The organism is Nostoc sp. CmiVER01 (genome assembly GCF_034531135.2).
In the GTDB taxonomy this organism is placed as follows: domain Bacteria; phylum Cyanobacteriota; class Cyanobacteriia; order Cyanobacteriales; family Nostocaceae; genus Nostoc.
This window is the reverse complement of record NZ_JAVRBU020000003.1, coordinates 136,330-161,726: the sequence shown is the minus strand read 5'-3', so window position 1 is coordinate 161,726 and position 25,397 is coordinate 136,330. Positions and strand designations below refer to the sequence as shown.

Annotated in this window: 23 protein-coding genes; 5 read left to right on the top strand and 18 right to left on the bottom strand. The window is 42.8% G+C overall.

The genetic code is table 11. The features are described 5' to 3' along the window. Window positions 1-66: 66 nt before the first annotated feature. Window positions 67-699 carry a bifunctional 4-hydroxy-2-oxoglutarate aldolase/2-dehydro-3-deoxy-phosphogluconate aldolase gene (locus tag RMZ43_RS05590; RefSeq protein ID WP_322655101.1) on the bottom strand — a complete coding sequence of 211 codons (633 nt, stop codon included), beginning with the start codon at window positions 697-699 and terminating at the stop codon, window positions 67-69. Window positions 700-919: 220 nt separating this feature from the next. On the opposite strand from RMZ43_RS05590, the gene RMZ43_RS05585 reads away from it, so the two are divergent. Next, window positions 920-1,237: a hypothetical protein gene (locus tag RMZ43_RS05585; RefSeq protein ID WP_322646295.1), complete on the top strand. Its 318-nt coding sequence runs from the start codon at window positions 920-922 to the stop codon at window positions 1,235-1,237. Between the two features lie 769 nt (window positions 1,238-2,006). Then, window positions 2,007-2,279 (top strand): GlsB/YeaQ/YmgE family stress response membrane protein, encoded by a 273-nt coding sequence (locus tag RMZ43_RS05580; protein ID WP_322646297.1) that lies wholly within the window; start codon window positions 2,007-2,009, stop codon window positions 2,277-2,279. A gap of 221 nt (window positions 2,280-2,500) precedes the next feature. On the opposite strand, the gene RMZ43_RS05575 is transcribed toward RMZ43_RS05580, so the two are convergent. The 3 genes from RMZ43_RS05575 to RMZ43_RS05565 all read right to left on the bottom strand — a co-directional run bounded on the left by RMZ43_RS05575 (window position 2,501) and on the right by RMZ43_RS05565 (window position 6,275). Beyond that, entirely contained in the window at window positions 2,501-3,763 is a 1,263-nt protein-coding gene (locus tag RMZ43_RS05575) for a flavin monoamine oxidase family protein (RefSeq protein ID WP_322655100.1), read from the bottom strand. A 173-nt stretch (window positions 3,764-3,936) separates the two neighbouring features. Next, window positions 3,937-6,048 carry a M3 family metallopeptidase gene (locus RMZ43_RS05570; protein ID WP_322655099.1) on the bottom strand — a complete coding sequence of 704 codons (2,112 nt, stop codon included), beginning with the start codon at window positions 6,046-6,048 and terminating at the stop codon, window positions 3,937-3,939. 47 nt (window positions 6,049-6,095) lie between these two features. After that, window positions 6,096-6,275: a hypothetical protein gene (locus tag RMZ43_RS05565; RefSeq protein WP_322655098.1), complete on the bottom strand. Its 180-nt coding sequence runs from the start codon at window positions 6,273-6,275 to the stop codon at window positions 6,096-6,098. 308 nt (window positions 6,276-6,583) lie between these two features. Between RMZ43_RS05565 and RMZ43_RS05560 the strand changes: the two genes are divergently transcribed. Next, the gene (locus tag RMZ43_RS05560) at window positions 6,584-7,540 is read left to right on the top strand and encodes a hypothetical protein (RefSeq protein ID WP_322655097.1); all 957 of its coding nucleotides are present in this window, start codon (window positions 6,584-6,586) and stop codon (window positions 7,538-7,540) included. A 242-nt stretch (window positions 7,541-7,782) separates the two neighbouring features. Here RMZ43_RS05560 and RMZ43_RS05555 read toward each other — a convergent pair whose 3' ends face one another. Then, a complete protein-coding gene (locus RMZ43_RS05555; protein WP_322655096.1) occupies window positions 7,783-9,603 on the bottom strand; it encodes an ABC transporter ATP-binding protein in 1,821 nt (606 codons plus the stop codon). A gap of 88 nt (window positions 9,604-9,691) precedes the next feature. Then, a complete protein-coding gene (locus RMZ43_RS05550; protein ID WP_322655095.1) occupies window positions 9,692-10,492 on the bottom strand; it encodes a DUF6816 family protein in 801 nt (266 codons plus the stop codon). 118 nt (window positions 10,493-10,610) lie between these two features. Here RMZ43_RS05550 and RMZ43_RS05545 point away from each other — a divergent pair, with 118 nt between their 5' ends. After that, window positions 10,611-10,949 carry a carbon dioxide-concentrating mechanism protein CcmK gene (locus RMZ43_RS05545; RefSeq protein WP_322646304.1) on the top strand — a complete coding sequence of 113 codons (339 nt, stop codon included), beginning with the start codon at window positions 10,611-10,613 and terminating at the stop codon, window positions 10,947-10,949. Window positions 10,950-10,951: 2 nt separating this feature from the next. Here the strand turns inward: RMZ43_RS05545 and RMZ43_RS05540 are convergent, their stop codons facing one another. From RMZ43_RS05540 to RMZ43_RS05505, 8 genes are all read right to left on the bottom strand, one after another. Then, complete coding sequence (locus RMZ43_RS05540; RefSeq protein WP_322646305.1) at window positions 10,952-11,356, bottom strand: ChuX/HutX family heme-like substrate-binding protein; 405 nt, start codon at window positions 11,354-11,356, stop codon at window positions 10,952-10,954. 42 nt (window positions 11,357-11,398) lie between these two features. Further along, the gene (locus RMZ43_RS05535; RefSeq protein WP_322646306.1) at window positions 11,399-12,352 is read right to left on the bottom strand and encodes a PhoH family protein; all 954 of its coding nucleotides are present in this window, start codon (window positions 12,350-12,352) and stop codon (window positions 11,399-11,401) included. A gap of 459 nt (window positions 12,353-12,811) precedes the next feature. Next, entirely contained in the window at window positions 12,812-13,252 is a 441-nt protein-coding gene (locus RMZ43_RS05530; RefSeq protein ID WP_322646307.1) for a KH domain-containing protein, read from the bottom strand. Further along, entirely contained in the window at window positions 13,209-13,475 is a 267-nt protein-coding gene (gene rpsP / locus RMZ43_RS05525) for a 30S ribosomal protein S16 (RefSeq protein WP_322646308.1), read from the bottom strand. The genes RMZ43_RS05530 and rpsP overlap by 44 nt, the downstream gene beginning before the upstream one ends. 140 nt (window positions 13,476-13,615) lie before the next feature. Beyond that, the gene (gene ffh, locus RMZ43_RS05520; protein ID WP_322655094.1) at window positions 13,616-15,082 is read right to left on the bottom strand and encodes a signal recognition particle protein; all 1,467 of its coding nucleotides are present in this window, start codon (window positions 15,080-15,082) and stop codon (window positions 13,616-13,618) included. 484 nt (window positions 15,083-15,566) lie between these two features. After that, on the bottom strand, window positions 15,567-16,052 hold the full coding sequence (locus tag RMZ43_RS05515; RefSeq protein ID WP_322655093.1) for a hypothetical protein: 486 nt from the start codon (window positions 16,050-16,052) through the stop codon (window positions 15,567-15,569). Window positions 16,053-16,088: 36 nt separating this feature from the next. Beyond that, complete coding sequence (locus RMZ43_RS05510; RefSeq protein ID WP_322655092.1) at window positions 16,089-17,471, bottom strand: aminopeptidase P family protein; 1,383 nt, start codon at window positions 17,469-17,471, stop codon at window positions 16,089-16,091. Between the two features lie 47 nt (window positions 17,472-17,518). After that, window positions 17,519-17,752 carry a hypothetical protein gene (locus RMZ43_RS05505; RefSeq protein ID WP_322655091.1) on the bottom strand — a complete coding sequence of 78 codons (234 nt, stop codon included), beginning with the start codon at window positions 17,750-17,752 and terminating at the stop codon, window positions 17,519-17,521. A 156-nt stretch (window positions 17,753-17,908) separates the two neighbouring features. Between RMZ43_RS05505 and RMZ43_RS05500 the strand changes: the two genes are divergently transcribed. Beyond that, the gene (locus tag RMZ43_RS05500; protein ID WP_322655090.1) at window positions 17,909-18,709 is read left to right on the top strand and encodes a PhzF family phenazine biosynthesis protein; all 801 of its coding nucleotides are present in this window, start codon (window positions 17,909-17,911) and stop codon (window positions 18,707-18,709) included. Window positions 18,710-19,244: 535 nt separating this feature from the next. Here the strand turns inward: RMZ43_RS05500 and RMZ43_RS05495 are convergent. The 4 genes from RMZ43_RS05495 to RMZ43_RS05480 form a co-directional block, all read right to left on the bottom strand. Beyond that, window positions 19,245-20,636: a PP2C family protein-serine/threonine phosphatase gene (locus RMZ43_RS05495; RefSeq protein ID WP_322655089.1), complete on the bottom strand. Its 1,392-nt coding sequence runs from the start codon at window positions 20,634-20,636 to the stop codon at window positions 19,245-19,247. A 1,036-nt stretch (window positions 20,637-21,672) separates the two neighbouring features. Beyond that, window positions 21,673-23,337: a signal recognition particle-docking protein FtsY gene (gene ftsY, locus RMZ43_RS05490; RefSeq protein WP_322655088.1), complete on the bottom strand. Its 1,665-nt coding sequence runs from the start codon at window positions 23,335-23,337 to the stop codon at window positions 21,673-21,675. A gap of 178 nt (window positions 23,338-23,515) precedes the next feature. After that, window positions 23,516-24,157 carry a transcription antitermination factor NusB gene (gene nusB / locus RMZ43_RS05485; protein ID WP_322646317.1) on the bottom strand — a complete coding sequence of 214 codons (642 nt, stop codon included), beginning with the start codon at window positions 24,155-24,157 and terminating at the stop codon, window positions 23,516-23,518. A gap of 195 nt (window positions 24,158-24,352) precedes the next feature. Next, window positions 24,353-25,117, bottom strand: a complete 765-nt coding sequence (locus RMZ43_RS05480; protein WP_322646318.1) for a DUF502 domain-containing protein — start codon at window positions 25,115-25,117, stop codon at window positions 24,353-24,355. Between the last annotated feature and the right edge of the window lie 280 nt (window positions 25,118-25,397).

Sequence of the window (25,397 nt, the reverse complement as noted above, 5' to 3'; positions counted from 1 at the left end):
AGTTTTCACTTTTGTCTCCCTATCTATTACTTTAATAGACGTGAATTTTTGATATTTGATTCTAAGTTAACTTAACTGTTGTATCAACTTTCTTGCCCCAGATGCGATCGCCTCCCAATTTCCCTCTGTGACAAGCTTTTTGGGAAATAATTCCCCACTTAAACCGACAGCGATCGCTCCAGCTTGCAAAAATTCTTTGGCATTTTCTAAAGTCACGCCGCCAGTAGGAATTAAGGGAATCTGACCTAGTGGCCCTTGCAAACTTTTAATATAATCTACCCCTCCCACTGCTTGTACGGGAAATACTTTTACACAACTAGCGCCCTGACTCCAAGCGGTAACAATTTCTGTAGGAGTCATAGCTCCTGGGATGATCGGCACATTTTTTTCTTGTGCTGCTTGAATCATTGCAGAGTCAACGTGGGGTGTGAAGAGGAATTGCGCCCCAGATGCGATCGCTTCTTCTAGCTGTTGCACATTGAATAGCGTACCAGTGCCAATAGTACAAGCTGGTAATTCTGAACGTAGTTGAGTGATTAATTCCCCAGCCTGTGAGCTATTCCAGGTAATCTCAATTAACTGCATTCCTCCAGACGCCACAGCTATTGCCATTTGCTGTCCCACTTCGATTTTAGGGGCGCGGATAACTGCGATCGCCCGATGTTTTTGCAATTGTGATAACCAAATTTGATTAGGCATTTTAACTGGAAATTAGGAATGGGGGATTAAGGATTATGGATTGGGCTAATACAAGCAAATTTTCCCATTCCCCAATACAAGCGTGACATAGTAACCGCGATCGGCTCTCAAACTTGCTTCTTGTATCAAGTTATGAGATATTAAAAACATCATTAAGTCTATCGAATTGCCGTAGTTTAAAATAAATACCTCAGCTTTTGGGGCTAAAGGAGTAATTAAAATGACAATTGCACGACAAAACCCAGCAGAATATTTACCAATTACCATTCATGATTCCAAAAGCATGGAAATAGTCAGCTTGTGGAAGCTTGTCCGGTTAGGTGCAGTACAAATAAACGGATTTTGGTGGCGGACTAAGGCATACGGAACGATACTAGGGGTTATTTTGCTAACCTTAGTGAGCCTGATTTTCCTAAGTATGCATTGGTCTTATCGCAGACTTTTCCCATTTTTCAGCCATCGAGTCATTGAAAATGAGGCAAGGGAGCAGGGAGCAGGGAGCAGAGGAGAAGGTTCCGATGCAATACCGTTCGGTTAAGGAATTTCTTGGTTGAGGCAGGCAGAAGGAGCAGGGGGAGAAAAGAATGGCTGAACAATACCCTCTTGCCTTAAGAGCCTCCCCTGCTTCCCCTGCTTATCCGAACCGTATTGGGTTGCGATGGGGATTTGACCTCTCCCTGTTCGAGAACCATTTAACAGAAGTGAGGGACGCAAAAATATGTTCCTCCTTCATTCCAAGGGACGGGGAAGGGTCATTTCCGCCTGCCCCCTTTCCCCTGCCTCCTCATTGAATAGGCTCGTCCTCTACATCGCCTAATTTTGTTTCCTTTACATTACTTTAGAAACAGTCTTTAAAAACTCAGCTTAATTCTTCTAGTAGAGGAGAGGCTAATTAAAAATGCATATACTGCAATTACCAAGCAATAGTTTGATAAGCCCCTAGTTGAAGACCTACTAGGAGCTTTTTTTTAATGAACTTTGGGAGTTTAAGTCCCCAGCAAGACAGTCAGCCCGTTTTGGAACGTGGATTTAGACCCCGACTCAAAACGTAATTGCTCTCTTCGTAGCGGGGCGTTCGCTTTTAGCGTCTCCAAGAGTTGCCCATTGCGTTAGCGTAGCGGGGCGTAGCCTATTGCGAATTGTTTTAATTGATTATCTAGCTCAATGGTGGTACATAGTAATAAAAATAGTTGTGATTAAACTCTTCCTTACGGTTATTAATGATTAATTCTGATGGTAGATGGAAGAAGAGATTAAAATTAATAATATGTATTTGTGAGTGAAAAACGTTTACCGAATTAATAACAATGAATATTCTTGCTTGGATTGTTTTAGGTCTAATTGCTGGTGCGATCGCTAAGGCTATCTACCCCGGTCATCAAGGTGGCGGTATTCTGGGAACAATCTTACTAGGAATCATCGGTGCTTTTGTTGGCGGTAGCTTAGGCGTATTCTTCAGTACAGGAACGTTAACTTTAGCAGCACCTACTCTTAGTATTCCTGGTATTGCCTTAGCAGTTCTTGGTGCAATTGTTGCAGTTTTCCTGTGGAACTTAATTACACGTAGCAGTGCTGTATAAGAGCAAGTTACGTAGAAGCAATGAGGGGAATTTAGGAAATTTATTTAACTATTGTCAATTAAATCCAGAAAATAGCGCCAGCCTGTAATCAAGGTGGTGCTATTTTTTGCATTATTGATAAATAAAATAAGAACATTGCAATCATAAAACCACTTGTATAATCTAATATCGTTTGGTTAAGCCGAAAAAATAACTCCATCCCGCAAGTAGCGTGGAGTTTTTCATGTAATCATGAAAGCTGAAATTTGCGTTGATGCTCGTTGTCCACTGCGAATGGCTCCTTCCATATAGCCACAATATTCAACAGGAGCGGTATGTTCTCCTGCAAAAAGGACTCGTCCAGCAGAGTACGGTAAGTTAGAGCGCCAGGTTGTTAACTCTCTAGGAGCGAAATAGCAGTAAGATCCTCGTGACCAGGGATCAGCACTCCAGTCATGAGTTGCAGTTGCGATCGTCGCAGGAGCATTTGGGTTAAGGGCGGATACAGTTTGTTGTGCTAATTCAACGGCATGTCCAACAATATTTCGGCTAGGTGGCCCACTGCTTGTACAAGCAAGAATTCCCATTTCACCTGCCTGAGTTAAAGTAGATTCCCAGACCGTTTGATAAGGTGTTTCTCCTACGAATAATCCTAAACTGGATTGCTGCCAGAAACGGTTGGAGTATTGAAGTAAAGTCTTAACGGATGCCCCATAAGACAAGTGGGCGATCGCTTCTCGTTGTGCATCTGTAAGCGGAACTTCAATAGACAAATGGCGCAAAACACTCCAGGGAATTGTAACAACAATCCAGTCAGCAAATACTTCAACCTGTCCCTGAAGGGTTTCTAAACTCACTGCAACGGTTTGTTCTTGCTGGCGAATCCGCCGAACTGGGGTGTTAAGATGGACACGATCGCCCAAAAAATTAGCAAATGCAGTTGCAAGTTGAGTACTGCCACCTCGAATTCGCAAATTGCGATCGCCCGAAGTTCCACTGTAAGCAAAAAAGCCAACTCCAATCGCCTCCGGCTCGACAGCATCTAGACCGTAGGATTGCTGACGAATAACTTTACAGGCAAAGGGATCAGTAGAGTGTGCGGTGAGCCACTCGGCTAAGGTTTGGGCAGGATCGGCTTGCTGTTTCAATAATTGATCTAACTGCTGATACAAATCATTTAAGGAAGCTTGCTGTTGAGCAGTCAGCGTTTTTTGAGTATATAAATTACCATCAATGTAATAGCAGAGGTCATCTGGGAACTTAAAAGCAGGCTCAAGCATGAGGTTGAATTGGGTAGTATAAGATATCAATGCTGTGTGGTTATCATCGACAAACTCTGCACCCAATTCGCCATGCTGTTCTGCTCCAAGAGATACCGTATGGACTCGTCCTCCAACTCGTTCGCGGGCTTCAAACACTTGCACATCAAAGCCAGCACGAACCAGTTCATAAGCAGCCGTTAGTCCCGCCAACCCAGCCCCAACTATAATTACTCGTTTACTCATAGGTTGTCCTTGAAAATTATTTACGCTGACCTACTTGTATTTCACTGGCGATCACTATACGTTTTTTCGGTCAAAATTCATTCTTAATTCTGACTTCTGACTCCTGAATTCTGTACTATCAAAATTTGATGCGAGTAGAGACGGTGCAATGCAACGTCTCTACAAAAGTGTGTTTAGTTTACAGCAGCACTGACTAAACCATTGTGCCTGAGTAAAGCGATCGTACTCGGTTCACGACCCCGGAAAGTTTTAAACACCTCCATTGGATGCTGACCACCACCAAGTGCCAGTACCGTATCTCGATAACGCTGACCTGTAGTTTTTATAGCCTCTTCATCTTCTAACCCCGCTTCTTCAAAAGCGGCAAAAGCATCAGCACTCAGTACCTCAGCCCACTTGTAACTGTAATATCCTGCTGCGTAACCACCTTCAAAAATGTGTCCAAAAGCACATAAAATTGAATCTTCTGGAAGTGGCGGTAAAACAGTAGTAGTCTTGGCTATGCGACGACGCACATCAGAGGGAGTTTCATTACTACCAGGTTGATAGCGGTAGTGTAGTTCTAAATCAAGACTACTCAGGTGGATCTGCCGCAACGTGGCAGTACCACTCATATAATTACGTGCCGCTAGCAGCTTTTGATAATAATGCTCTGGTAAGGCTTCACCAGTTTCGTAATGCTTCGCCATTCCAAAGAAAGTGGGTCGCTCATAACACCAGTTTTCCATAAACTGACTAGGTAGTTCCACTGCATCCCATTCCACATTATTGATGCCTGCGGCTCCGGTATAGTCAACTTTAGTGAGCATGTGGTGTAATCCATGACCAAATTCGTGGAACAAAGTCTCTACTTCATAGAAAGTCATTAAACTAGGTTTACCATCTACGGGAGGACTTTGATTACACACCAAATAAGCTACAGGTAAGCGGATGGTAGTAACACCATTTTCAGTGATTTTGGCTCGATTGATGCATACATCCATCCAAGCACCACCGCGTTTCTCGGCTGGACGGCTGTAAGGGTCTAAGTAGAAGTAGGCTATGGGAGAACCAGTTTCGTCAGCAATTTGGAAATAACGGACATCTTCATGCCATACTGGCGCTTGACCATCGGCAGAGGTGACAGTAACGCCAAACAGCCGCTTGACTAGTCCAAATAAGCCGTCTAACACTTGGGGAAGAGGGAAGTAGGGACGCAATTCTTCAGAGGTAAAGGCAAATTTTGCTTCTCGTTGGCGTTCTGCCCAAAAGCTGATATCCCAGTGTTTTAAATCCTCAGCCTCTGCTGCTCCCTGTGATGCTGCAAAAGCTTTGAGTTCTGCCAAGTCTTTGACAGCAGCATCATAACTAGCGCGGCGTAGTTCTTCTAATAGGGCGTTGACTGCCTCAACATTGGGAGCCATTTTACTAGCTAGGCTCAATTGGGCAAAACTTTTAAAGCCGAGTATATCTGCGAGTTCTTGGCGCAACTTCAAAATGCGCTTAATTAAGGGGTTGTTATCCAAATCCCCACTAGAAGCGCGGGTGATATGAGCTTTGTAGAGTTTTTCACGCAAATCTCTACGGGTACTGTGCTGCATGAAAGGGCCATAGCTGGGGAAGTCCAAAGTAATCCGCCAGGGGCCATTTTCTGGTGTGGCATTGCTTTCGCCAGCTGCACGAGCCGCTTGAGCTGCTAAACTTACTAAGCTTGGTGGTAAACCGTCAATTTCAGCTTGTGTTGTTAGGGTTAAGCTGAAGGCTTTAGTAGCATCAAGTACATGGTTAGAGAATTTGGTAGAAAGTTCTGCTAACTCCATTTGGATAGCGTTAAAACGCTCTCTTGCCTCTCCTTCTAAGCCAACACCAGAAAGTTCTGCATCTCGAATAGCCGCTTCTACAATGCGCTGTTGGGCTAATTCTAAGGTTGCCCAACTTTCACTAGTGCGGAGTGCCTTAAAAGCATTATAGATAGGTTTACTTTGACCAAGCTTGTTGATAAACTGTACAACTAGTGGCTGTACGATTTCATGAGCTTCGCGCAGTTCTGGGCTATTTTTAACACCCATTAAATGATTCACCACGCCCCAACTCCAAGTAAGCCGTTCTGTCAGCTTTTCTAAGGGTTCTACTAAACCACTCCAAGTAGGCTGTACATTAGATTCTAAGGTGGCAAGCTGCTGCTCAAGTTCTGCCAGCAACTCATTGAAGGCTGGTACTACTCGTTCTGGTTTAATCTCTGCAAAGGGAGGTAAACCACTGCCTTGAAGTAGGGGATTGTCGGAAATAATGGTACTTGCACTCATGGTTTTGTGTGAACTGCGAGGGAATAAAAATCAACAATGATTTTGATTTATATATTTCTAATGTAGCGATCGCAGCGCGAGTTAGTCTGGCCATTATGACAAAAAGGCGAAAAAAGCGAGAATTCCTCACAAAAATATCCCGATACAGCAATTTTGTTTAGTTTGTGAACAATATCTGACGGCGCAACAGTTCCAGAAATATCAAAGCGATCGCCCGCAGAGTGCATTCATCTACCTCAACTTTACCAAAGGCGATGCCTATGGCGGGCTACGCCTACCCTAAAAGACATCATTAATGTACTATGTCAAACAGGTAGCGCGTCCGCCAGCATGGGCGTTATCCCAAAAGCGCAGTTTTAGCCCAAGAATCCCACATTTTCAAGGCGTGGGAGTGTCAAATTAACTTAATGCCATCGAGCATCCTTGCCGAACCGAAAAGGTAGGCTGTATATTTATGATTTTATTTGGCAACTCATCTTTTTACTCGTAAAATCGAAAACAAGATCAAGGTAAGTAGAAAATAGTCCCTAAATTAATGAATACGTTAATCAGTCAGGGTGGAAGAGCTATCACTAAATTTCAGGTGGTAGACCGGATAAATGATATCGTTTGGCAAGCTCACCAAGGTAGCGTTGCTGCGATTATTCAACTATTGAACGAAAAGCTAGCCAAGTCTGGTGTCAGAACTAGAGCCATATTTTCTGATGGTGTCTTACAACTTTTGTGCGAGGCGGCTAGCATAGAGCAACTTGACCAATCTCCCCTCGTAGAACAAATCCAGCAAATTCTTGATTCCATCACGCCGCGTCACATTCGGCGAGTCAATATCAACAGTCGGATTGTTCGGGAACAACAATTACTGTGGTTAAAAGAAATAGATAGCGATCGCGACAACCAATTGCTTTGGTCACAGGAAATTACCTTAATTCAGCCTAATCTTGTAAAGCAATTGATTGCAGATTTCACAGAAGCTAAAGCTGAACTAGGAAAGCCAAATTTTCCTAGAACTCAAGTCTCTCGTCCTTTAGTACTTATTAACAAAGAAAAATACAAAAATAAGCCTAAAGCCAAGATATTAGCCGCAGCTGGTTTATGCTCACTGTTGTTGCTTATTTGGGTTGTTTATGCCCAGTTAGGTAATAATCTGATAAACCTAATGCAATTACAAACTTCTAAATCTATAACTCCAGAAAATACGAGCAAGAGAAAAGTTAAAACACTACTTAGTCCTGCTAAGAATAGCCTTTCTGACCCGTCTGATGATCAATTTGCCACAGCCGTGCGAATTGCTAACCAAGCTTCTGCATCTGGTAAAACAGCCACAGTCTCAACTCAGTGGTTAGAGATAGCTGCTAAGTGGCAACGGGCTTCAGATTTAATGAGTAAGGTGCCACAAAAACACAGCCGTTATCAGGAAGCCAAGATTCGTACTCAACTTTATAAAAAATATAGTGAGGCGGCGCAGAAAGAAGCAGGTAAGAGTAAATCTTAGTTTTTTTATTATAAAACTTCGATTACTGAGCAGGCACAATTCAGTAGACAATGATTTTTACTTAAAATCTATTATCACATATTGTATACATCATGACTGGTGGCTCAGAATTTCGATTTTTGTACCAAATACTGTTGGGGACAATTGGAAAAAAATCGACCTTATTGTGTTTTTAATAAAGTCGATTTAATTAAGCAGATTGATTCGTGAAGTCAATCTAAAATCCAAAATCCGTATGTCCCCTAACTCAGGAGTTCTCCTGTTTCTTGCAGGGAGTGCAAGCGGCGATATATCCCCTCGTGACGCAAGAGTTCATCATGGCTACCCACTTCTACAATCTTTCCTTGCTCAAGAACCACAATTTTATCGGCTTCTCGCACTGTACTTAGACGGTGAGCAATCACGATGGTGGTGCAAGTACCTTGAATTGATCGCATCGCTAGCTGAATTGAACGCTCAGATTCATAATCTAAACTAGAGGTGGCTTCGTCAAAAATCAGTACATCTGGTTCTACTAACAACGCCCTAGCAATTCCCAAGCGTTGTCTTTGTCCTCCAGATAGTCTGACACCTCGTTCTCCCACGATGGTGTAATAACCTTTGGGTAAGTGCTGCACTACTTCATCAACTCTGGCAATTCTACAGGCTTTTTGAACCTGCTCCAAACTAGCATTTGGTCTACCATAGGTGAGATTATCCAATATAGTACCGTTAAAAACGTCTACTTCTTGGTGAACGATCGCTAACCTTCGTCTATACTTACCCACATCCAAAGTGCGAATATCTTGACCATCAATCAGAATTTGACCTTCTTGAGGCTCAAAATATCGCAACAGCAATTTCACTAAAGTAGACTTACCAGAACCGGAACGCCCCACTAATGCCACTGTTTGGTATGGCTCAATCAACAAGTTAATATCTTGCAAAACTTGACGGTTGGCATCATATCCAAAAGTGAGGTGCGACAACTCAACTTTTCCAGTAAATTTATAAGGAGATTCTGTCTGGTTACTCTCTTCTAAAAGACTAGCTGAATCAGATGGAGTTGGCTCTTGGAGAAATTCGTGAAACCGCAGCATAGGAGAATAACGACGGGCAAAAACTTCTGCCAAAGCACTAATTGGTTCTAATTCGGCATAAGCCATGCTAGAAAGAGTTAAGGTCATGACAAAGTGACCAAGAGAAATTCTCCCATCTAATGTTGCTGCTAAAGTCAAACCCAGAATTGTAAATACACAAAACTGAATTACAGTTCTTTGCCAAGTAGTCAGTATCGTATAGCCTTTGTGGATGCGACTCTCAACCACCGTTAGTTCACGATCTAAACGTTGCTTTTGCCGTTTCAGTTCCCTAGCTTCTCTAGCAAATGCTTTCACCGTTTTGATATTAGTAATCAATTCAGAAGTACGGCTTTCGGTGTCTTCACCGTATTTATCTAGAATAGTTTCGTGCCCGATCAACCTCTGTAAATCTTTTAAAGTTAAGCCAAGGATAACTACAAAGGAGATTAGATATAGAACTGCAATTCGCCATTCAATCACCAAAATAAACAAGAAAATTCCTAGTACACGAGCTAGTTTAGGAATCAACTGTCCGGCAATTTCAGGGTAACTAAAAGTGTGATTAGAAATACCTCTTGCTATTCTTCCAGCAATACGTCCGGGGTTATTTTCATCATAAAATTCGAGTGGGAGAGTCAGAATTTTTTCTATCGCTGTTTGGGCTTTCTCCCGACGCACCCTTAAAGCTATATCCCAATGAAACCAATTGGTTAACCAGGGTTGTGTTGGCGCTCTCACTACAGTGACAACGAAAATTAAACTCAGTAATACACCCAAAGATAGAGTTTTATTAACTGGGTAATTGGTGATATCCGAAAAAGTTGCGATCGCACTTTGAAGTGGTTTATCCAAAGGTTGATTAGACAAAATGTTTAAAATCTGCCCGATCGCGTAAGGGACAACCAAATCAATAACTTCGTAAATGCTAGATGCTGTAATACTGAAAACACTCTGCTTCCAGTAAGAGTGAAAATAATTGACAATATCTTGAAATTTGGCCATGATGCACACCGTCCAAGAGCGCGATCGTAAACTTGGAATTTATATACTACATTTGTATTACAAGCTAGTCAAGTGCTATAGATTTAAATCACTCCTTTGGAGTAGTGGGCATTTGTGCGGGGACAAATTCTAGGCGATAGCGATAGAGAGCAACTGGTCGAAAACCAGCTTTAAAGTAATCTGGATCTTGGGGTGAAAGATAAACAGCAGTAACTTGATCTGCCTCAATTGCCGGATTAGCTGTTGGAAGTTTATGATAAGCGGTGGTAGATTCTACAGAGTTTAAATAAGGGCGTGAACCGCCTTTGAAAATTTGTTGAAACACTTCTGTAGTGATGAATTTGTCATCAGGGCTAGTTTCTGTAGCCCGTGCAGTCACAATAGAAACTAGTTGCCGACTGCTACGTAAGAACGTAATCTGACGATTAGGTGAATCTGGATCTACTTTGACTAATAACACAGCTTCATCCCCTAAATAAGCTCTTGCCAAATTCAAGCTATTAAACGCTCTATCTGCTACTAAGATCGGGGACTTTCTATTTAGCTGAGGTAATATTTTTAACCCAGTAATAGATGGTTGCTCTTTGACAAATCTTACTACAAAACTCACAGGCTGATTTAATTGTCGGCGATTACCTTCAAATCCTGGGGTTACGATTTCTGGTGCTAAAGGTGCAGCTAAATCTACTAAAGTACTTGTAACTTGCCAAGTACCAGCCATCCATTCAGGGTAAACCAAATCACCCGAAGCAGGTTGTACGGAAGTTAATTTTTCCCATTGGGGAAAATTTGCTAACCGTTGAGATAACTCTCCTGCAATAGCATCGCCACTCCAAAAAAGGAATAAAAGCAGCAAGCAAAAATTCCAAATCGCCTTTATTGTAAGCATTAGTAGTTTTATATTGAATGTTTATTATTTACCAATTAAAAATTAAGTCGGTTTGTGTAAAAAATTAAAACTTTATAGTAGTATATTTGACCTTACAATCCCAAATTATGGTTATAACATGACATTGGCACTAGGCATGATTGAAGTTTATGGCGTTCCCACAGCAGTAGAAGTGGGAGATGCTATGTGTAAAGCTGCCCGTGTAACCCTTGTTGGTTATGAAAATACTGATTTGGGACAAATTACCGTGTTAATTAGGGGTGTTGTGGGCGAGGTAAATGTAGCGGTGACAGCAGGACTAAAGGCGGTGCTGCGAGTTAACGGCGGTGAGGTGATTTCTTATCATATTATTCCTCGCCCTCACGAAAATTTAGAATATGTTTTACCGATTCATCGCAGCGTTAATGTGGAGCAATTCGGTGCAGATATCCGATTTCCTCCACCCCTATCAGTTTAGCTTTAAATTTCTGCTGGTAAAGGCTGCCAAAGTTCACCATACTTCTCTTTTAAAGTCTGCCAAGCTTCCACCTGTCCGGGTTCATATTCGCCAGGTTTACCCCATTGCAAAAACAGGCTTAAAGCAGGCTCTTGTTTATCATCTAAAAACCGGATAGCATAGGTTGTAAAATTCCCCCTCTTTGCTTCACCTGTTTCAAATTTCACCTGAGTGATTTTGTCCATATTCAAGTGAAATTCAAACCCTTCAGTATGCATATTCGCGTACTTTCCTTTAGGCAATTCTGCATAAAATAACTTTTCTATTTTGCCTCGCGCTTCCAATACAGCAGCGCTGCTAGTAACAATTAAACGCAAAGTTCCTAGAGTTTCACAAGCTTCTAAAAATTCTTTCAAAGTAGTACTCATAAATCGCTATCCTTTCTCAGTTTTTTGACCAATGACTAATGACTATTTTTCGTATTGTTCATAAGCAGCAACAATGCGCTGAACTAGAGGATGGCGCACGACATCTTTTTGAGAAAATTCGCAAAAAGCAATGCCTTCAACGTGTTTTAAAATTTGTAAAGCCACTCCTAAACCCGATTGTTGATGAAGTGGTAAATCAGTTTGTGTCATGTCGCCTGTAATTACCATCCGAGAACGGAAACCCAAACGAGTCAAAACCATTTTCATTTGAGCGGGTGTAGTATTTTGCGCTTCATCCACAATTACAAAGGCATTATTGAGGGTGCGTCCCCGCATATAAGCGAGTGGTGCAACTTCAATTACGCCGCGTTCCATTAAACTGGGTACTTTTTCAGGGTCGATAAATTCATAAATAGCATCATAAAGTGGACGAAGATAAGGATTAACTTTCTGTTGTAAGTCCCCAGGCAAAAAACCAAGTTTTTCACCAGCTTCGACGGCAGGGCGAGTTAAAATTAGCTTTTCAAACTGGTTAGCAAGGAGTGCTTGCACAGCGACAACAACAGCGAGATAAGTCTTACCAGTACCAGCAGGCCCAATACCAAAGGTGAGATCGCGTCTACGGAGTGCATCGATATATTGACGCTGGCGGAAGGTTTTGGCACGGACTTCTTCGCCCCGGCGACTTTTGGCGAGGACATTTCGCTGTAAATCTTGCAGTTCCCCTTGCCGATCGCTATCTATGGCTTGACGAGCTGTTAAAATATCGGCACTGGAAATAGTATTGCCTTTAATCCAGAGGTCTTCAAGCGATCGCACTAACCGAGAAGCCAGATCAATTTGCCCTTCGGTACCAGAAATCAATAATTCCTGTCCGCGTAGCACTAAAGTGGCTCCTGTTTGCCGAGATAGCATTTTGAGATTTTCTTCTCCATCTCCGGCTAGAGCGATGGCACTAGGAATATTGGGCAGCTGAATTGTTAAAGCACCTGCCATAGTATTTCTTAATTGGTGAGGATCTGTGTTTGACAAAGGTTAATCTTTTTTCGCCCTTAGCGAAATTACGCTTTTACTATTTATATTGTGGAAAAATCTTTGTAACAAATGAATCTTCATAGGGGCATAAAGCTGTACGCCCAGTTAAAAAGAGGAAAAGGGGCAGGGAGCAGGGAGCAAGGGGGGAATCCCCATACATGAATGGATTAGCTCTAAAGTAAGGACGTATTATTTCTCGTGTTACACATCAAATAAATACTTTTACTTTTGGGCATAAATAAATTTAGTTACTCTCTAACCCTTGTGACAGGTTAATTCTAGTATCTTTTCCCCTGCTCCCCTGCCTCTTCGGTGAAGAGTTCAAAAAAATATCCAAAAATCTTTTTGCTACTTTCAATCTTTACAAAAATTCTGAGCGGCTGTGATTACCTCCGCTCAGACTTGCTCTCTAGTTTGAAACTAGCGGAGGCGGGGCTTAACAATGGGTTTAGGCCCATCATTTCCACGCGGTTCTCTCCTAGTAGGCGGTGGCGATCGCTCTTCTGTCTCTTCATCAAAAGACATACCCTCGCGGCCTGGCGTGGTGCTGCCGTAGATATCCAGGTATACTGATTGCCCAGCGGCGGCGGCGGCAGCGGCAATTACTGTACGAATCGCTTGAATATTGCGTCCCCCTCGACCAAACACTTTCCCTTTATCTGTGCTTTCAAAGGCGATGCGAATCCAAGCCCGGTTGAGGGCCTGAGAAATTTCACAATCGACGCTTAAAGTCTCTGGAGATTCCAAAAACGGCTGCACTAAAAATCGAACCAGCCCAACATAGTTGGGACTAGCTGTTGGGGATATTGTTCCCGAATTATGATGCGGCTGTAGGTGTGGCACTGACCTGTTCAAAAACATTGGCTTTTACTAAAATGCGACGGACGGTGTCAGTAGGTTGAGCGCCTTGTTGTAGTCGCTTGACGATGCCGGGAACGTCTAGTCGCACTTCATCGGTTCTAGGATTGTAGAATCCCAACTCTTCTAGGGGACGACCATCGCGGCGAGCGAGGTTGTTAATGGCGATAATGCGGTAACTTGCTTCCCGCTTTTTACCGTATCGCTTCAAGCGCAGTTTGATCATGGTTAAAGAATCATTCTCCTAATTGGTAAGTATGCCGAAATGCTAATTTTAGCACTGGTCTAGCATTTGGTGCTATTTGTCATTAGTCATTAGTCATTTGTCAATTATTCTTTCCATGCCCCATGCCCAATGCCCAATAACTAAAGATTACCAAAGCCTTTTTTCTTTTTATCTTTAGGTTTCTTCTTTTTCGTGGCTGAGGCACCGCCATCATAACCTCGCCATCCGGGGGCTGGGGGACGATTGCCTGCACCTGCGAAGGCGTTGCCCATGCCGCCACCGCCGAACATTCCAGGCATTCCAGGGAAGCCACCTTGACCCATTTGCTGCATGAGCGATCGCATTTTTTGGAAATCACCTACTAGTTTAGTCACATCTGACTCTCTATAGCCGGAGCCAGCAGCAATCCGCCGCCGCCGACTAGGAGAACTGGCTAATAAATCAGGGTCATGGCGTTCTTGGCGAGTCATGGAGTTAATCATCGCCTCACAGCGTTTGAGCTGGGTTTCTCCCTGCTTAAGCTGATCGTCTGAGAGCTTGTTCATCCCTGGAATCATCTTGATGAAGCCTCCCAGAGAACCCATGTTCTTTAGCATCCGCAACTGCTTGAGAAAGTCAGTAAAGTCAAACTTCGCTGACAAAATTTTCTCTTGCATTTTCTCAGCGTCTGCTAAGTCAAACTCTTCCTGGGCTTTTTCTACCAGGGTCAGCACATCGCCCATTCCCAGAATTCGGGATGCCATGCGATCGGGATAAAACGGTTGCAGTGCCTCTACTTTCTCACCCACGCCTACAAATTTAATCGGCGCACCCGAAATCTTTCGCACCGAAAGCGCTGCACCACCACGGCTATCACCATCCATCTTGGTGAGAATCGCCCCAGTAATTCCGATCTGCTCATGGAAAGTGCGGGTAAGATTGGCTGCCTCTTGACCAGTCATCGCGTCCACCACCAACAGAGTTTCATGGGGTTGGACAGTTGCTTTGATGCGGGCTAATTCCGCCATCATGTCTTCATCAATTTGTAGGCGTCCAGCAGTATCAATAATTACTGTATTTACACCTTCTGCCCTAGCGCGTTCTACACCTTGCCTTGCAATTTCTACGGGATCGGCGTCGCTTCCTAGTTCAAATACTGGTACGTCAATTTGCTTACCCAACGTCACCAACTGGTCGATCGCTGCTGGGCGATATACGTCTGTCGCCACCAACAAGCAGCTACGATCTAATTTTCTTAAATGTAATGCTAACTTAGCGGTCGCTGTGGTTTTACCAGTACCTTGCAACCCAGCCATTAACACAATAGTAGGCTGTTCCTGAGCTTCTGCGATGGGAACATTTTCTTCTCCCATCACCTGCACCAATTCATCGTGAACAATTTTGATGAACTGTTGGTCAGGTCGCACGCCAGTAATCACCTCGGCTCCCTGTGCCTTGGCTTCGACTTCGCTAATAAAATCTTTGACTACCTGGAGATTAACATCTGCTTCCAACAAGGCGCGGCGCACTTCGCGCAATGCATCTTGAATGTTGGATTGAGAAATTTTGTCCTGTCCCCGCAGTTTTTTCCAGGCGGCTTCTAAACGGTCAGATAGAGCATCAAACATAATGTAATTACAGGTAGTTCGCCAATAGGGAATTTTGAACCGCCGATGAATGCGATTCCGAATTTCCGTTAAAGTTTAAACGTGCTATCTACCAGCTTAGTATTTTTCACCCCGACTGTAGCAACCAGATACTTACCTTTATTGAAGTGGCAAACTGTCCTTTGAGATGAATCTTGATTTTTTCAAAGAGAGAAATCCCAGCACTATAGATGAAGTAAGGATTTTAGTGGGAATAGTTGAGAAAGCGCAGGAGAGCGAAAATATATGAAAGAATATAGAGCATATATGTGTGACTTTGGGCATCAGTGGTCACTTTTCAAGGATAAACAAGACCCTGAAGATGAAACATTATGCAATAACTCTCTGAAACTCTTATTCCTTTGCGTCCTTTGCGGTTCGTTTTATCATGATTTTTTTACGTAAGTCCTGTAAAAGAGAGCTTTACACATAGCTTATTCATTTGAAAACTATTGTAATCGCCATTTTATGATTGAGTTGCTCCTGGTTTTGAACGCTGTTGTTGATAAAAACGGACAACTTTTTGCACATACTCAGCAGTGAAACCTTTATTACAACCTGTATAGCTACCAGTCATCCACCAACAAGCTGCACCACGCACAGATGCAATTTCATTATTGTTGGTGGCGCGAAACTGATTAGTTAACTCACGGCGCGTGATACAGGATACAACTTGGCGAGCGATCGCAGGGTTATTTTCAAACTGCGTCGGTGTCAGTTCTCGTTTGAGACAAGTTCTTGTCCAGCCTTTGAGGGTTTCTGGTTTAACTTGCCATTCGCTGTAATATCCATCGTTGGGGTTTTTTGTCTGCGGTGCAGCTTGTCGCAACGCCTCTACCATCGCCGCAACTTGGGTATCAGAAACCGGCTGCTGTGCTTGAGCTAATAGTGGCAATAGTCCGGAGGTGACAATAACTCCGTTGAGTAGTAATCCTATGGGTTTTTTGATCATAAGATAACATTCTATGTGTTTACGCTATCAATTAGATTAGAAACCTACTAAATTTTCTATCGTATCGGCATCATTTGGTAATGCGGCTGTTAAAACTTCGCTACCTTCTGCGGTAACTAAAACATCATCCTCGATGCGGATTCCGCGCACATCAGCAAATTCAGATAAACGTTGCCAATTTACTACATTCTGATATTTTGAGCGAATATTGGTATCATTTAAAATTGCTGGTACTTGATAAAAACCAGGTTCAATTGTAACTAACATTCCTGGACGCAAAGGACGATTTAAACGGAGGTAGCCTAAGCCAAAGCGATCGCTTCGAGAACGTCCCTCTTCATACCCAGCTAAATCACCCAAATCTTCCATATCATGAACATCTAAACCCAGCAGATGACCGATACCATGAGGAAAAAATAGCGCGTGGGCATCCATCTCGACTAAATCTTCAGGGTTTCCTTGTAAAATGCCTAACTCTACTAAACCTTCGGCTATAACCGTGGCAGCTAACAAATGAATGTCCCCATACTCTACACCAGGGTGGATTTTGGCAATGCAAGCATCATGGGCTGCCAGCACAACATTATAAATATCTCTCTGGGTAGATGAAAACTTACCGGAAACTGGCCATGTGCGAGTTACATCACCTGCCCAACCCGTCTCAGTTTCAGCGCCGACATCGGCAAGCAGTAAGTCACCTGGTTGTAGGGCGTGGTGATACTGCTCGTTATGTAAAACTTCACCGTGGACGGTGACAATACTGTTGTAAGAAGTTGTCATATTGTGGGCAATAATTACCCCTTCCATCGCTGCCCGAACTTCTGCTTCCAGCTTCGCTTTAGGTGTTGCTGCCATCCCAGCTTTGTGTGCCTCAACAGTAACAGCAGTAGCTTTTCGTAACTGGGTTAATGCAGCTTCATCGTGAGTGAGGCGGAGAGAAATGATCGCTTTAGCTAACTCCAAGTCAATTCCTTGGGGAGGACTTTGTGGTAAAACCCATCTATTTAATAGCTGCGATTGTTGCGTCCAAGTAGCTGCATCTTGTACAGCAAGTGTGGCAGCATCTTCTACCCTAGACTCTAATTCTGCCATTGGTCTAGCCACATCCGCCCCAATCTTTTGAGCTATTTCTTCACGCGTTGGCATTTCTCCATGCCAAAGAGCGCTGCTAGGTGATGGATCGTCTATAAATAGTTCTAGTTTGCCGCCTTCTAAACGAATTGCTGCATTTGATAATGGCAGTCCAGCAAAATAGAGGAAATGACTGCTAGCGCGAAACAGAAAGAGATTTGCAGGAAAGTTGCGCGGACTGTTGCTACCTGACCACAGAATTGCTGGAAAATCAATGAGGTTGGCTAATTGTTGGCGTCGGTGGCGTAAAGTATCGACGAGAAAAGTAGAAGTTTGTTGGATCAGCATAAATAGAAACTCAAAGAGAAGGATAAAGGTTATAGCTTTGCCTTTATTTAGTCGTTATCATCTTTATCGTTTTTATCGTCATCGTGTTTATCATTCTTGCGATCGCCATCTTTGTCGTCATCTTTGTCGTTCTGCTTTACCTGGTTAGGTTGTACGACTGGTTTTTGTTGCTCAGTTGGAGCAGATGGCTGCGGTACCTCAACAACACAACTAACTAATCCTCCAGATATTAGCGCTAAGTTGACAGCAGCAAAGATGCTTTTGAGAATTTTTATGGTCATGTTTCCGTTTTGCTTTGACATTGACCCCAGTTGTTGGAGATTGTACTCCTAATTTATCAGGGGTTGGGGGATCTAAAACTACATACAAATGGGTGAAGTTCATAATGGTAAGTAGTGGCATAAATATAATGCTGTCTAATTTTCAAGGTGACTCTAATGGGACAAACCATTACTCAGGTTGATGCTTTTACCAATAAACCTTTCGCAGGAAATCCTGCTGCTGTCTGTGTTCTGTCCACTCGCCAAAATGAACGTTGGATGCAAAACGTGGCGCAGGAGATGAATTTATCTGAAACAGCTTTTTTAGTTAGACAGGATGATGGCTTCAATCTGCGTTGGTTTACGCCCACAGTGGAAGTGCCGCTTTGTGGTCATGCAACTTTAGCTAGCGCCCATGTACTCTGGTCAGAGGAGCATTTATCACCTAATGAAGTTGCGCGTTTTTACACCAAAAGCGGAGTGCTGATTGCGAAGTTGCAAGGTGAGTGGATTGAGTTAGATTTTCCTGTGAATCATTCACAAGAAACAGTTGCCCCACAAGAACTCAAGGCTGCTTTGGGTGTCCCATACAAATCTGTTTTCTTGAATTCTTTGGGCTATTTAGTAGAATTAGAATCTGAAGATTTAGTACGACAAATACAGCCAAATTTCCAAATACTGAAAACATTGCCTAATTCTGAGATCGTTGTCACCAGCCTTACCGACTCTGATTCTGAATATGATTTCGTCTCTCGCTTCTTTGCGCCGGGTTTAGGGATTGATGAAGACCCTGTAACTGGGGCGGCTCATTGCTGTCTTGCTCCCTTCTGGCGCGATCGCTTGCACAAAGATGAGTTATTGGCTTATCAAGCATCAAGTCGTGGTGGCGTGGTAAAAGTGTATTATGACGGAGGCGATCGCGTCTTTTTAAGCGGACAAGCGGTAACTGTTATGCGAGGCGAGTTAATTACCGCATAAACCTAATATTACAAATCAATAGCATCTGGTAAAAACTCAGCATCAAGAATTTAGGCAATGGAATAAGGACACTCGACTGGAAACGTATTTATTAGTAAAGCAAAACTCCGTCGTAGCTGTTGTGAACTTGCTACGGCGGAGAAAGGAAAAATTAAAACGCTAAGAGCGAGCAGGCCAAATGCTTGCATCACAAGGATAGAAAGAAAGCAAAAATGAAGAAGTAAATTTACCTTTTACTTTTTACCTTGTACATTTTACCTAGTCTCTCCCTCGGCGTTTCCTACTGTGCTAGATGTGCAAAATATATAGTTTTTACTTCAACAGAAAAGTATTCTAAGGATCATTTTTGATGTATTATCTTAAAGGCTAAATACAAACAATTCACCAAAAAAGGTTGATGTGCGACCATTTAGGCGATCGCGACGAAAATTCCAAGAAAAAATAAATAAAAAATTAAATTTAGTAGAATTACTCTGGTGAATCCCCAGTCACTATCGCTTTAATCATGACTTGATCGAGCAAAAATGGCTAATAACTATAAAATTTGCAGAACAACTAGTGTCATATCATCAGTGTTTTGCTTATCAGCACCAATGAATTGCTCAACTTGGTCAAATAGGTAATCAACAATCTCCTCTGGGCCATTGCAGTACTTACAAGCCGTATTGAAGCCAGCAACGAAGTTATCTTCATCGAAGCGATCGCCACTAGCACCAGCAGCATCGGTCAAGCCATCTGTATAGTAAATAATTGTATCCCCAGGCTCTAACTGTGCCTGGGCATCTTCATATTGGCTGTTAGCATCCAAACCGATTAACATTCCTAGAGTATCTAAACGGCTGACAGTTTTCGTGGCTGCGTGCCACCACAAGGGAGGATTGTGTGCTGCATTGCTATAAGACAAAATTCGGCTGTGGGGATTATATTCTGAATAAAATAGCGTTATAAAGCGGTGGGAATTTTCCAAATCCGCATACATAACTCTATTTAAGTTTTGTAGAATTCCGGCTGGGGAGTTACCGTGTAGCACTTCTCCTCGTAACATTCCCCGCATCATCGTCATAATCAGCCCAGCCGGAACACCTTTGCCCATGACATCTCCAATAACCAAACCCCAGCGACTATTTTCTGTGCTGCTTTTAGTTTTGGGCTGAATTTTATTGTGATTAGTAGCAATAAAGTCATAGTAGTCCCCACCGACGCGATTGGCAGGTTTACAACGTGCCGCCAGGACTGCACCAGGGATTGTGGGACATTGACGTGGCAAAAGTCGCCGTTGAATTTCTGCGCCAATTTCTAATTCTTGGTCTAAGCGTTCTTTTTTTCTTAGTTCTACAGCTAGTTCATCGTTTTCGATCGCAACAGCTGTTTGGTCTGCTACTAACCTAACTAACTTTTGCCTGGTTTCTGTCCAACTATATTCTGGGTCGCGGCTCAAGACATAGAGCCATCCCCGTTCTGTATGCTTCACCAGAATCGCCGTCCCAAAGATTTGCACATCTGGCCCCAGATAGCGATGCATCTGATCATCTAAAATCCCCGTGGCATTGGCTAAAGGTGCAGCATTGGGCAGAAGCGTGATTTGACTGCTGGCTATTTCTAGCGCTTTGCGGATATTTTTTCGCTGGCCACTATCTTGCCAATGTAACTGCTCTAATCTTACTTGACCATTAGGTTTGTAGAGAAACAGGGCGCTGCCGTCTGCATCTGTCACTCTAGTTGCCATCAGAGGGATCAGTTCCAAAAACTGATTTAAATTATTGAAACTTCTTAGGGCAAATCCTAAAGAACTGAGCAAATCTTGAATTTTGTTCTGTTCCCGGTGCAACCTTGCCACGAGTTCTTTTAGTGCTACGACTGGTGTGACATCTGTCGCGGCACTACTATTGTTGTCAATGGGTTGAGAGGGCAGTTGAGACACAGGCACAGGTACTATTGCACTTTATATTGGCAGATTTTAGATTACTTATAAATCTTTTGGCTTTGGCATTGCTAAACCATATTTAGATAAGACTTGTCACTTTAGCAAGAGTATAAAGACGTAACAAGCAACTTTTATCAGTATTTTATTTGCTTATTGTATTTCTGATGGAATATTTGTGATTTCAAATCATGTATTTTTAGCCAAAAACCAATCCGTAAAAATTACTAGTTTCATTGAGAGTTAAGAAAGCTTTTCATTTTTTCATAACTTAATTATCAAAGCATATCTCTAAAGTCATAAAAATACTTTATTCAAAGAATAATTCATAACGCTTTCAGAGTAATTGTTTGGGCAGAGGCAACTAGGAAAGGAGAATTTTTTTGAGTGAAAACTCGGATTACTAGAGAAAATATTTGTAGATACTTTCGCAAGTAAGAGATGAGAATACACCTGGAAGTGTTGAACCAGCTTACTTACAGCAATTCGCTTTTTGAGTCCATAGTAGACGGTTTTGCGAAGTTCTGATAGCCGGAAGGCGTAGTTTTCCTGATGTTGGCTGGCGCTGGGCAAACAGATGACGCTCTTAAGTAAGTTACGTTTAGTATGCAGTTCTGCCAATTTGCTAAGGCAGTTTCTTCGATCTAAGAATGCAAGTCGCCATAGCCAATACTAGTTACCTAGAAAGGCAAACCCTTCTACAGTGCTGAACTGATCTGGACTGGCTCCCCAACGCACTGCTCACTACTCAGACTGCTGTCCATCTTGCAATGTTGTATTTGCAGGGGTGAGCGTCTTGCTTGCCCTTTAAATTGCTGCAAGATGGGAGCTTCCGAGGTTTTGTGTGTTGCGTCTAAATGCCCATTCAGAGAGTGAAAAAAGGCACTAGCTTGAGATTTTAGCAAAAGTTATCCATTTATTGCGACAAACTTATGATTTACAAGAATTGATCTGTTTCTAATGAGTTCAAGTGATAATACCAGATCAGTAATCCCTAAATTTATCAGTTGTCAAGAAAAATATTTAACTCCAAATTTTTCAGTTAGCCGCTCAAGAGAGCTTCGACAAACTCATAGCTAGAAAAGGGGCGTAGGTCTTCAATTCCTTCGCCAGCACCAATAAAGCGAATGGGCAAACCTAGCTGTTGCACAACAGCTAGGGCAACGCCGCCTTTGGCAGTGCCATCAAGCTTAGTTAAGACAACGCCACTTAATTGGGCAGCTTGGGAGAAAACTTCAGCTTGCCGCAGTCCATTTTGCCCTAAAGTGGCATCTAGAACTAAAAGAGATTCTACTTTGGCATTTGGAGCTTTTTTGTCGATAATTCGCCGAATTTTGCTAAGTTCGTCCATTAAATTTTTCTTATTTTGCAGTCGCCCAGCTGTATCAACTAGAAGTAATTCGGTTTGACGTGCTTGGGCGGCTGCGATCGCATCAAACACAACTGCTGCCGGATCTGTATTCTTTCCTGGATTGGAAATTACTTCTACACCGCTTCTACTACCCCAAACCTTCACCTGTTCCACGGCTGCGGCGCGGAAGGTGTCTGCTGCCCCAATTAAGCATTTATAACCAGATTTTTGTCCCAGATGGGCAATTTTACCGATGGTAGTAGTTTTACCGGCACCATTTACCCCAGTGATTAACCAAATATTTAAGGTTTCTTTTTCTGGAGTAAAGATAGTTTTTTGGGATGCAATGCTTGGCGCATCCAGCATATCCCGGAGAATTTTTTTCAGGTAAGCGATCGCTTCTTCAGGTGCAGTAACTTCTTCTCGAAGTTTTGTCTGTAGGGCATTGATAATAAAGTCTGTCGCTTCTACACCCACATCAGCTTGCAGGAGCAATGCCTCAATTTCTGTTACAGCAGCTTGGTTTAGCGGCCCTTGACCAACGATCGCCTTGAGTTGGTTAAGAATGCTACGACGAGTTTTATCTAACCCTTGCCGGAGCTTTTTCAGCCAGGTAATTTCTTCAATAGAAACGTCTTCTGGACTTCTACCTTGAGCTGCTAAAACTTTCGCCGACCAGACAAACCCATCATCAAATACCAGCCCAGGAATTTCCTCTCCTGTCTCTGAAGTTGTAGCTACTGGCTGTACTACTTCTGGTTCTGGAACTTCGATAGCGGTGGCCATTAGTTGTTCTAGCTTGGCTTGCCGTTCTGCCGCCGCCCGTTCTAAGAAAGATAGTGCTGTTGGCTGTGTTGCCTCTGGTGTAGATACTGGTTCGGTGGGCGTTGGTTCAGCCTCATTTGCCGTCAGTTCTGGGCTGGAGACATCTGGCTCTTTGTCAATTGCTGCTACTGAGGAATTTTCTGTAATTTCTTCTTCAGTAGCAGCTTGGATAACTTCTGGCTGTGCTGTTTCTACGGCTGTACTAACAGGTTCCTCAATTGCTTCTGGTTCGGTAATTTCCGCAATTGCCGTTTCTGCGGTTTCAGGTTGTGTTGATGCTGATGAGGCTTCTGTTGAATCAGCCGGGGTTTCTACTACCTCAACTTGTTGTTTTTGCTGAATATTTTTGTAAGCAGCTTTAGCAAACGCTAACAAGTCTGTTGTTGTGTCTGGAGCAGTTTCAGCAGTTGGTGTTAATGTTTCGGCTGGCTCTGGCTGAGGTTCTTGTGCAGGAGGAGTTTCTTCCTGTTTTTTATCAGAGGGAGTGTCAGAGGAATCGTTATATTTACGACGGAACCAATTAAAAACCATTGCAGCAGTATTGGTTATATGAGTTTAATAGTTATAAGTTATGAGTTTAATTTAACTTGGGGCATTGGGCATCGGGCATTGGGAAACAGGAGGCAGGACGCAAAAGTTCTTTAATTTTTAATTTTTAATTTTTAATTGATTTCTTCCCCTGCTTCCTCACTTTGGCGAATAAAAAAGGCTATGCTGTCTTTTTCTGCTCAATGACTCGGCGCAAAACACCGTTAATAAACCGATGACCATCGTCTCCACTGTAACGTTTGGCTAGCTCCACAGCTTCGTTGATGGCGATACTGTCTGGAACTCCTAAGAATTTCATTTCAGCCACAGCGATTTGCAAGATATCGCGGTCAATTTGGGCGAGGCGAGTTACTTGCCAATCTACTAAGGCAGTAGAAAGGAGTTCATCTATAATTTGTCGATTTTCGTTGACGGTAATTACAAGCTCTTTAGCGTAATTACGGACTCCCTTATCCTGATTAGCTAACTGAATCAATACTGGGAAATCAACTGCCGTACCCAACTGATTGATTGCTGTCTGGGTGCAGGCGATCGCTTCTTGAAGCATTGTTCTAGCACTATTGAGGTCAGAGGCCCGAGTTTGGCTACTTAAAAGGCGATCATTACTGCGTTGCAGTTCACCTGCGGCATTATCAAGGGTATCTTGCACTTCTGAGGTCAAAGTACGTACTGCTCCTAGCACCAACTTGGATACTAGTTGATCGTCTTCCAATTTCTCTAATTTCTTTGGGTTGACTGGCAATTGGCTAAGGCTTAAAAGCGCCAATTCACGAGCAATTTGCTGGGGTTTACGAGGTTGCATAAAACTGAGGGGTGATTAAGTAAGAACTGATTAACTAGACGAGGCAAACTCACAATCATATCAACTTTGGTACAGTTAAACAACAAAATTACGCTAAGAAGGTACTGAATACTGGGTACTAGGAAAGAAATTATTTTAAGATTTGCTTAGGGTATGAATCCACATACTCATCTTCCCCAGTCCCTAATCCCCAATTTAACTTTCTTCAACGGGAATAACCTGCTGTTTGATTTCGTCGTGTTTCACTTCCAGCGTGGACTCTTTGGGGAAAACCAAGGGCGTATTGGGGGCGACAATGCCACCTGATACAACTATTTTAAAAGCGTCTTCAATGGACATGGAGAGGTTTACCACCTCATCTTCAGGAACTACTGCGTACCATCCGGTAGTCGGATTGGGGGTGGTAGGTATAAAAACACTTAGCACAGGGCGAGGCATCTGGGCTTGGATATCACTGCTGATTACACCAGTCACAAAGGCGATCGCCCAAATTCCTCGGCGGGGATACTCTACCAAAATTACCCGGCGAAACTTGCCATTAGAATCTTTTAATATTGTTTCTAAAAGCTGCTTAAGTGTTTTGTATACCTGTCCTGCTAAAGGAATTGCCTGTAATAATCGTTCGCCAAAATCTAACAACCACCTGCCAGCAATATTGCGAGCCATTAAGCCCATCAATAGAATACTTAGTAGTGGTACAGCCAACCCTACTAATAAATTCAGTAAATTTACTAAAATGGGGTTTAATCCATCAAAAGGATTCAGTTGTTTGGGAATTTGGGTGAGGAAGTTAATTACCCAAGTAGCAATGGTAATAGTTAGCCAGATAGTAGTTGCTAGGGGAATTACTACCAACAAACCAGCGATCAGGTCGTTTTTTAAGTCCTGTTTTAGGCGATCGATTACCAAGCCCCGATTCTCCTGTTTTAAGCTAGAGGAACTTTTGTTATTGGTATTCATACCAGCAGATTTGTCAAATTCCGAAGACTTTAACTTTAGGCACTTTCTACCGCAAGTAACTGTCCAAAACGCTAGCAGCTTGGCTGCTGACGCAAAAACATGTACTTGTTGCTGGAAATCAGCTATTTTCCTACAAGCATACACATAGACATTAACCAATCTGATGCCGACTGGTTATTTTAAAAGGATGTTACTTTTCTTTGTAAGACTTGTAAACGATTGTTGCAAGTCCTTAGGTATTACTAATCTACCGCGCTCAATCAAAAGCTGCTCATGATTG

Bases quoted from the DNA above. Each gene is read 5' to 3' on its own strand.
- rpsP (WP_322646308.1), bottom strand. From the start codon at position 13,475: ATGATCAAACTGCGCTTGAAGCGATACGGTAAAAAGCGGGAAGCAAGT.
- RMZ43_RS05545 (WP_322646304.1), top strand. From the start codon at position 10,611: ATGACATTGGCACTAGGCATGATTGAAGTTTATGGCGTTCCCACAGCA.
- RMZ43_RS05540 (WP_322646305.1), bottom strand. From the start codon at position 11,356: ATGAGTACTACTTTGAAAGAATTTTTAGAAGCTTGTGAAACTCTAGGA.
- ftsY (WP_322655088.1), bottom strand. From the start codon at position 23,337: ATGGTTTTTAATTGGTTCCGTCGTAAATATAACGATTCCTCTGACACT.
- RMZ43_RS05560 (WP_322655097.1), top strand. From the start codon at position 6,584: ATGAATACGTTAATCAGTCAGGGTGGAAGAGCTATCACTAAATTTCAG.
- RMZ43_RS05510 (WP_322655092.1), bottom strand. From the start codon at position 17,471: ATGCTGATCCAACAAACTTCTACTTTTCTCGTCGATACTTTACGCCAC.
- RMZ43_RS05535 (WP_322646306.1), bottom strand. From the start codon at position 12,352: ATGGCAGGTGCTTTAACAATTCAGCTGCCCAATATTCCTAGTGCCATC.
- RMZ43_RS05505 (WP_322655091.1), bottom strand. From the start codon at position 17,752: ATGACCATAAAAATTCTCAAAAGCATCTTTGCTGCTGTCAACTTAGCG.
- RMZ43_RS05570 (WP_322655099.1), bottom strand. From the start codon at position 6,048: ATGAGTGCAAGTACCATTATTTCCGACAATCCCCTACTTCAAGGCAGT.
- RMZ43_RS05565 (WP_322655098.1), bottom strand. From the start codon at position 6,275: ATGCACTCTGCGGGCGATCGCTTTGATATTTCTGGAACTGTTGCGCCG.
- nusB (WP_322646317.1), bottom strand. From the start codon at position 24,157: ATGCAACCTCGTAAACCCCAGCAAATTGCTCGTGAATTGGCGCTTTTA.
- RMZ43_RS05480 (WP_322646318.1), bottom strand. From the start codon at position 25,117: ATGAATACCAATAACAAAAGTTCCTCTAGCTTAAAACAGGAGAATCGG.
- RMZ43_RS05515 (WP_322655093.1), bottom strand. From the start codon at position 16,052: ATGATCAAAAAACCCATAGGATTACTACTCAACGGAGTTATTGTCACC.
- RMZ43_RS05575 (WP_322655100.1), bottom strand. From the start codon at position 3,763: ATGAGTAAACGAGTAATTATAGTTGGGGCTGGGTTGGCGGGACTAACG.
- RMZ43_RS05555 (WP_322655096.1), bottom strand. From the start codon at position 9,603: ATGGCCAAATTTCAAGATATTGTCAATTATTTTCACTCTTACTGGAAG.
- RMZ43_RS05580 (WP_322646297.1), top strand. From the start codon at position 2,007: ATGAATATTCTTGCTTGGATTGTTTTAGGTCTAATTGCTGGTGCGATC.
- RMZ43_RS05500 (WP_322655090.1), top strand. From the start codon at position 17,909: ATGGGACAAACCATTACTCAGGTTGATGCTTTTACCAATAAACCTTTC.
- RMZ43_RS05530 (WP_322646307.1), bottom strand. From the start codon at position 13,252: ATGTTTTTGAACAGGTCAGTGCCACACCTACAGCCGCATCATAATTCG.
- RMZ43_RS05585 (WP_322646295.1), top strand. From the start codon at position 920: ATGACAATTGCACGACAAAACCCAGCAGAATATTTACCAATTACCATT.
- ffh (WP_322655094.1), bottom strand. From the start codon at position 15,082: ATGTTTGATGCTCTATCTGACCGTTTAGAAGCCGCCTGGAAAAAACTG.
- RMZ43_RS05550 (WP_322655095.1), bottom strand. From the start codon at position 10,492: ATGCTTACAATAAAGGCGATTTGGAATTTTTGCTTGCTGCTTTTATTC.
- RMZ43_RS05590 (WP_322655101.1), bottom strand. From the start codon at position 699: ATGCCTAATCAAATTTGGTTATCACAATTGCAAAAACATCGGGCGATC.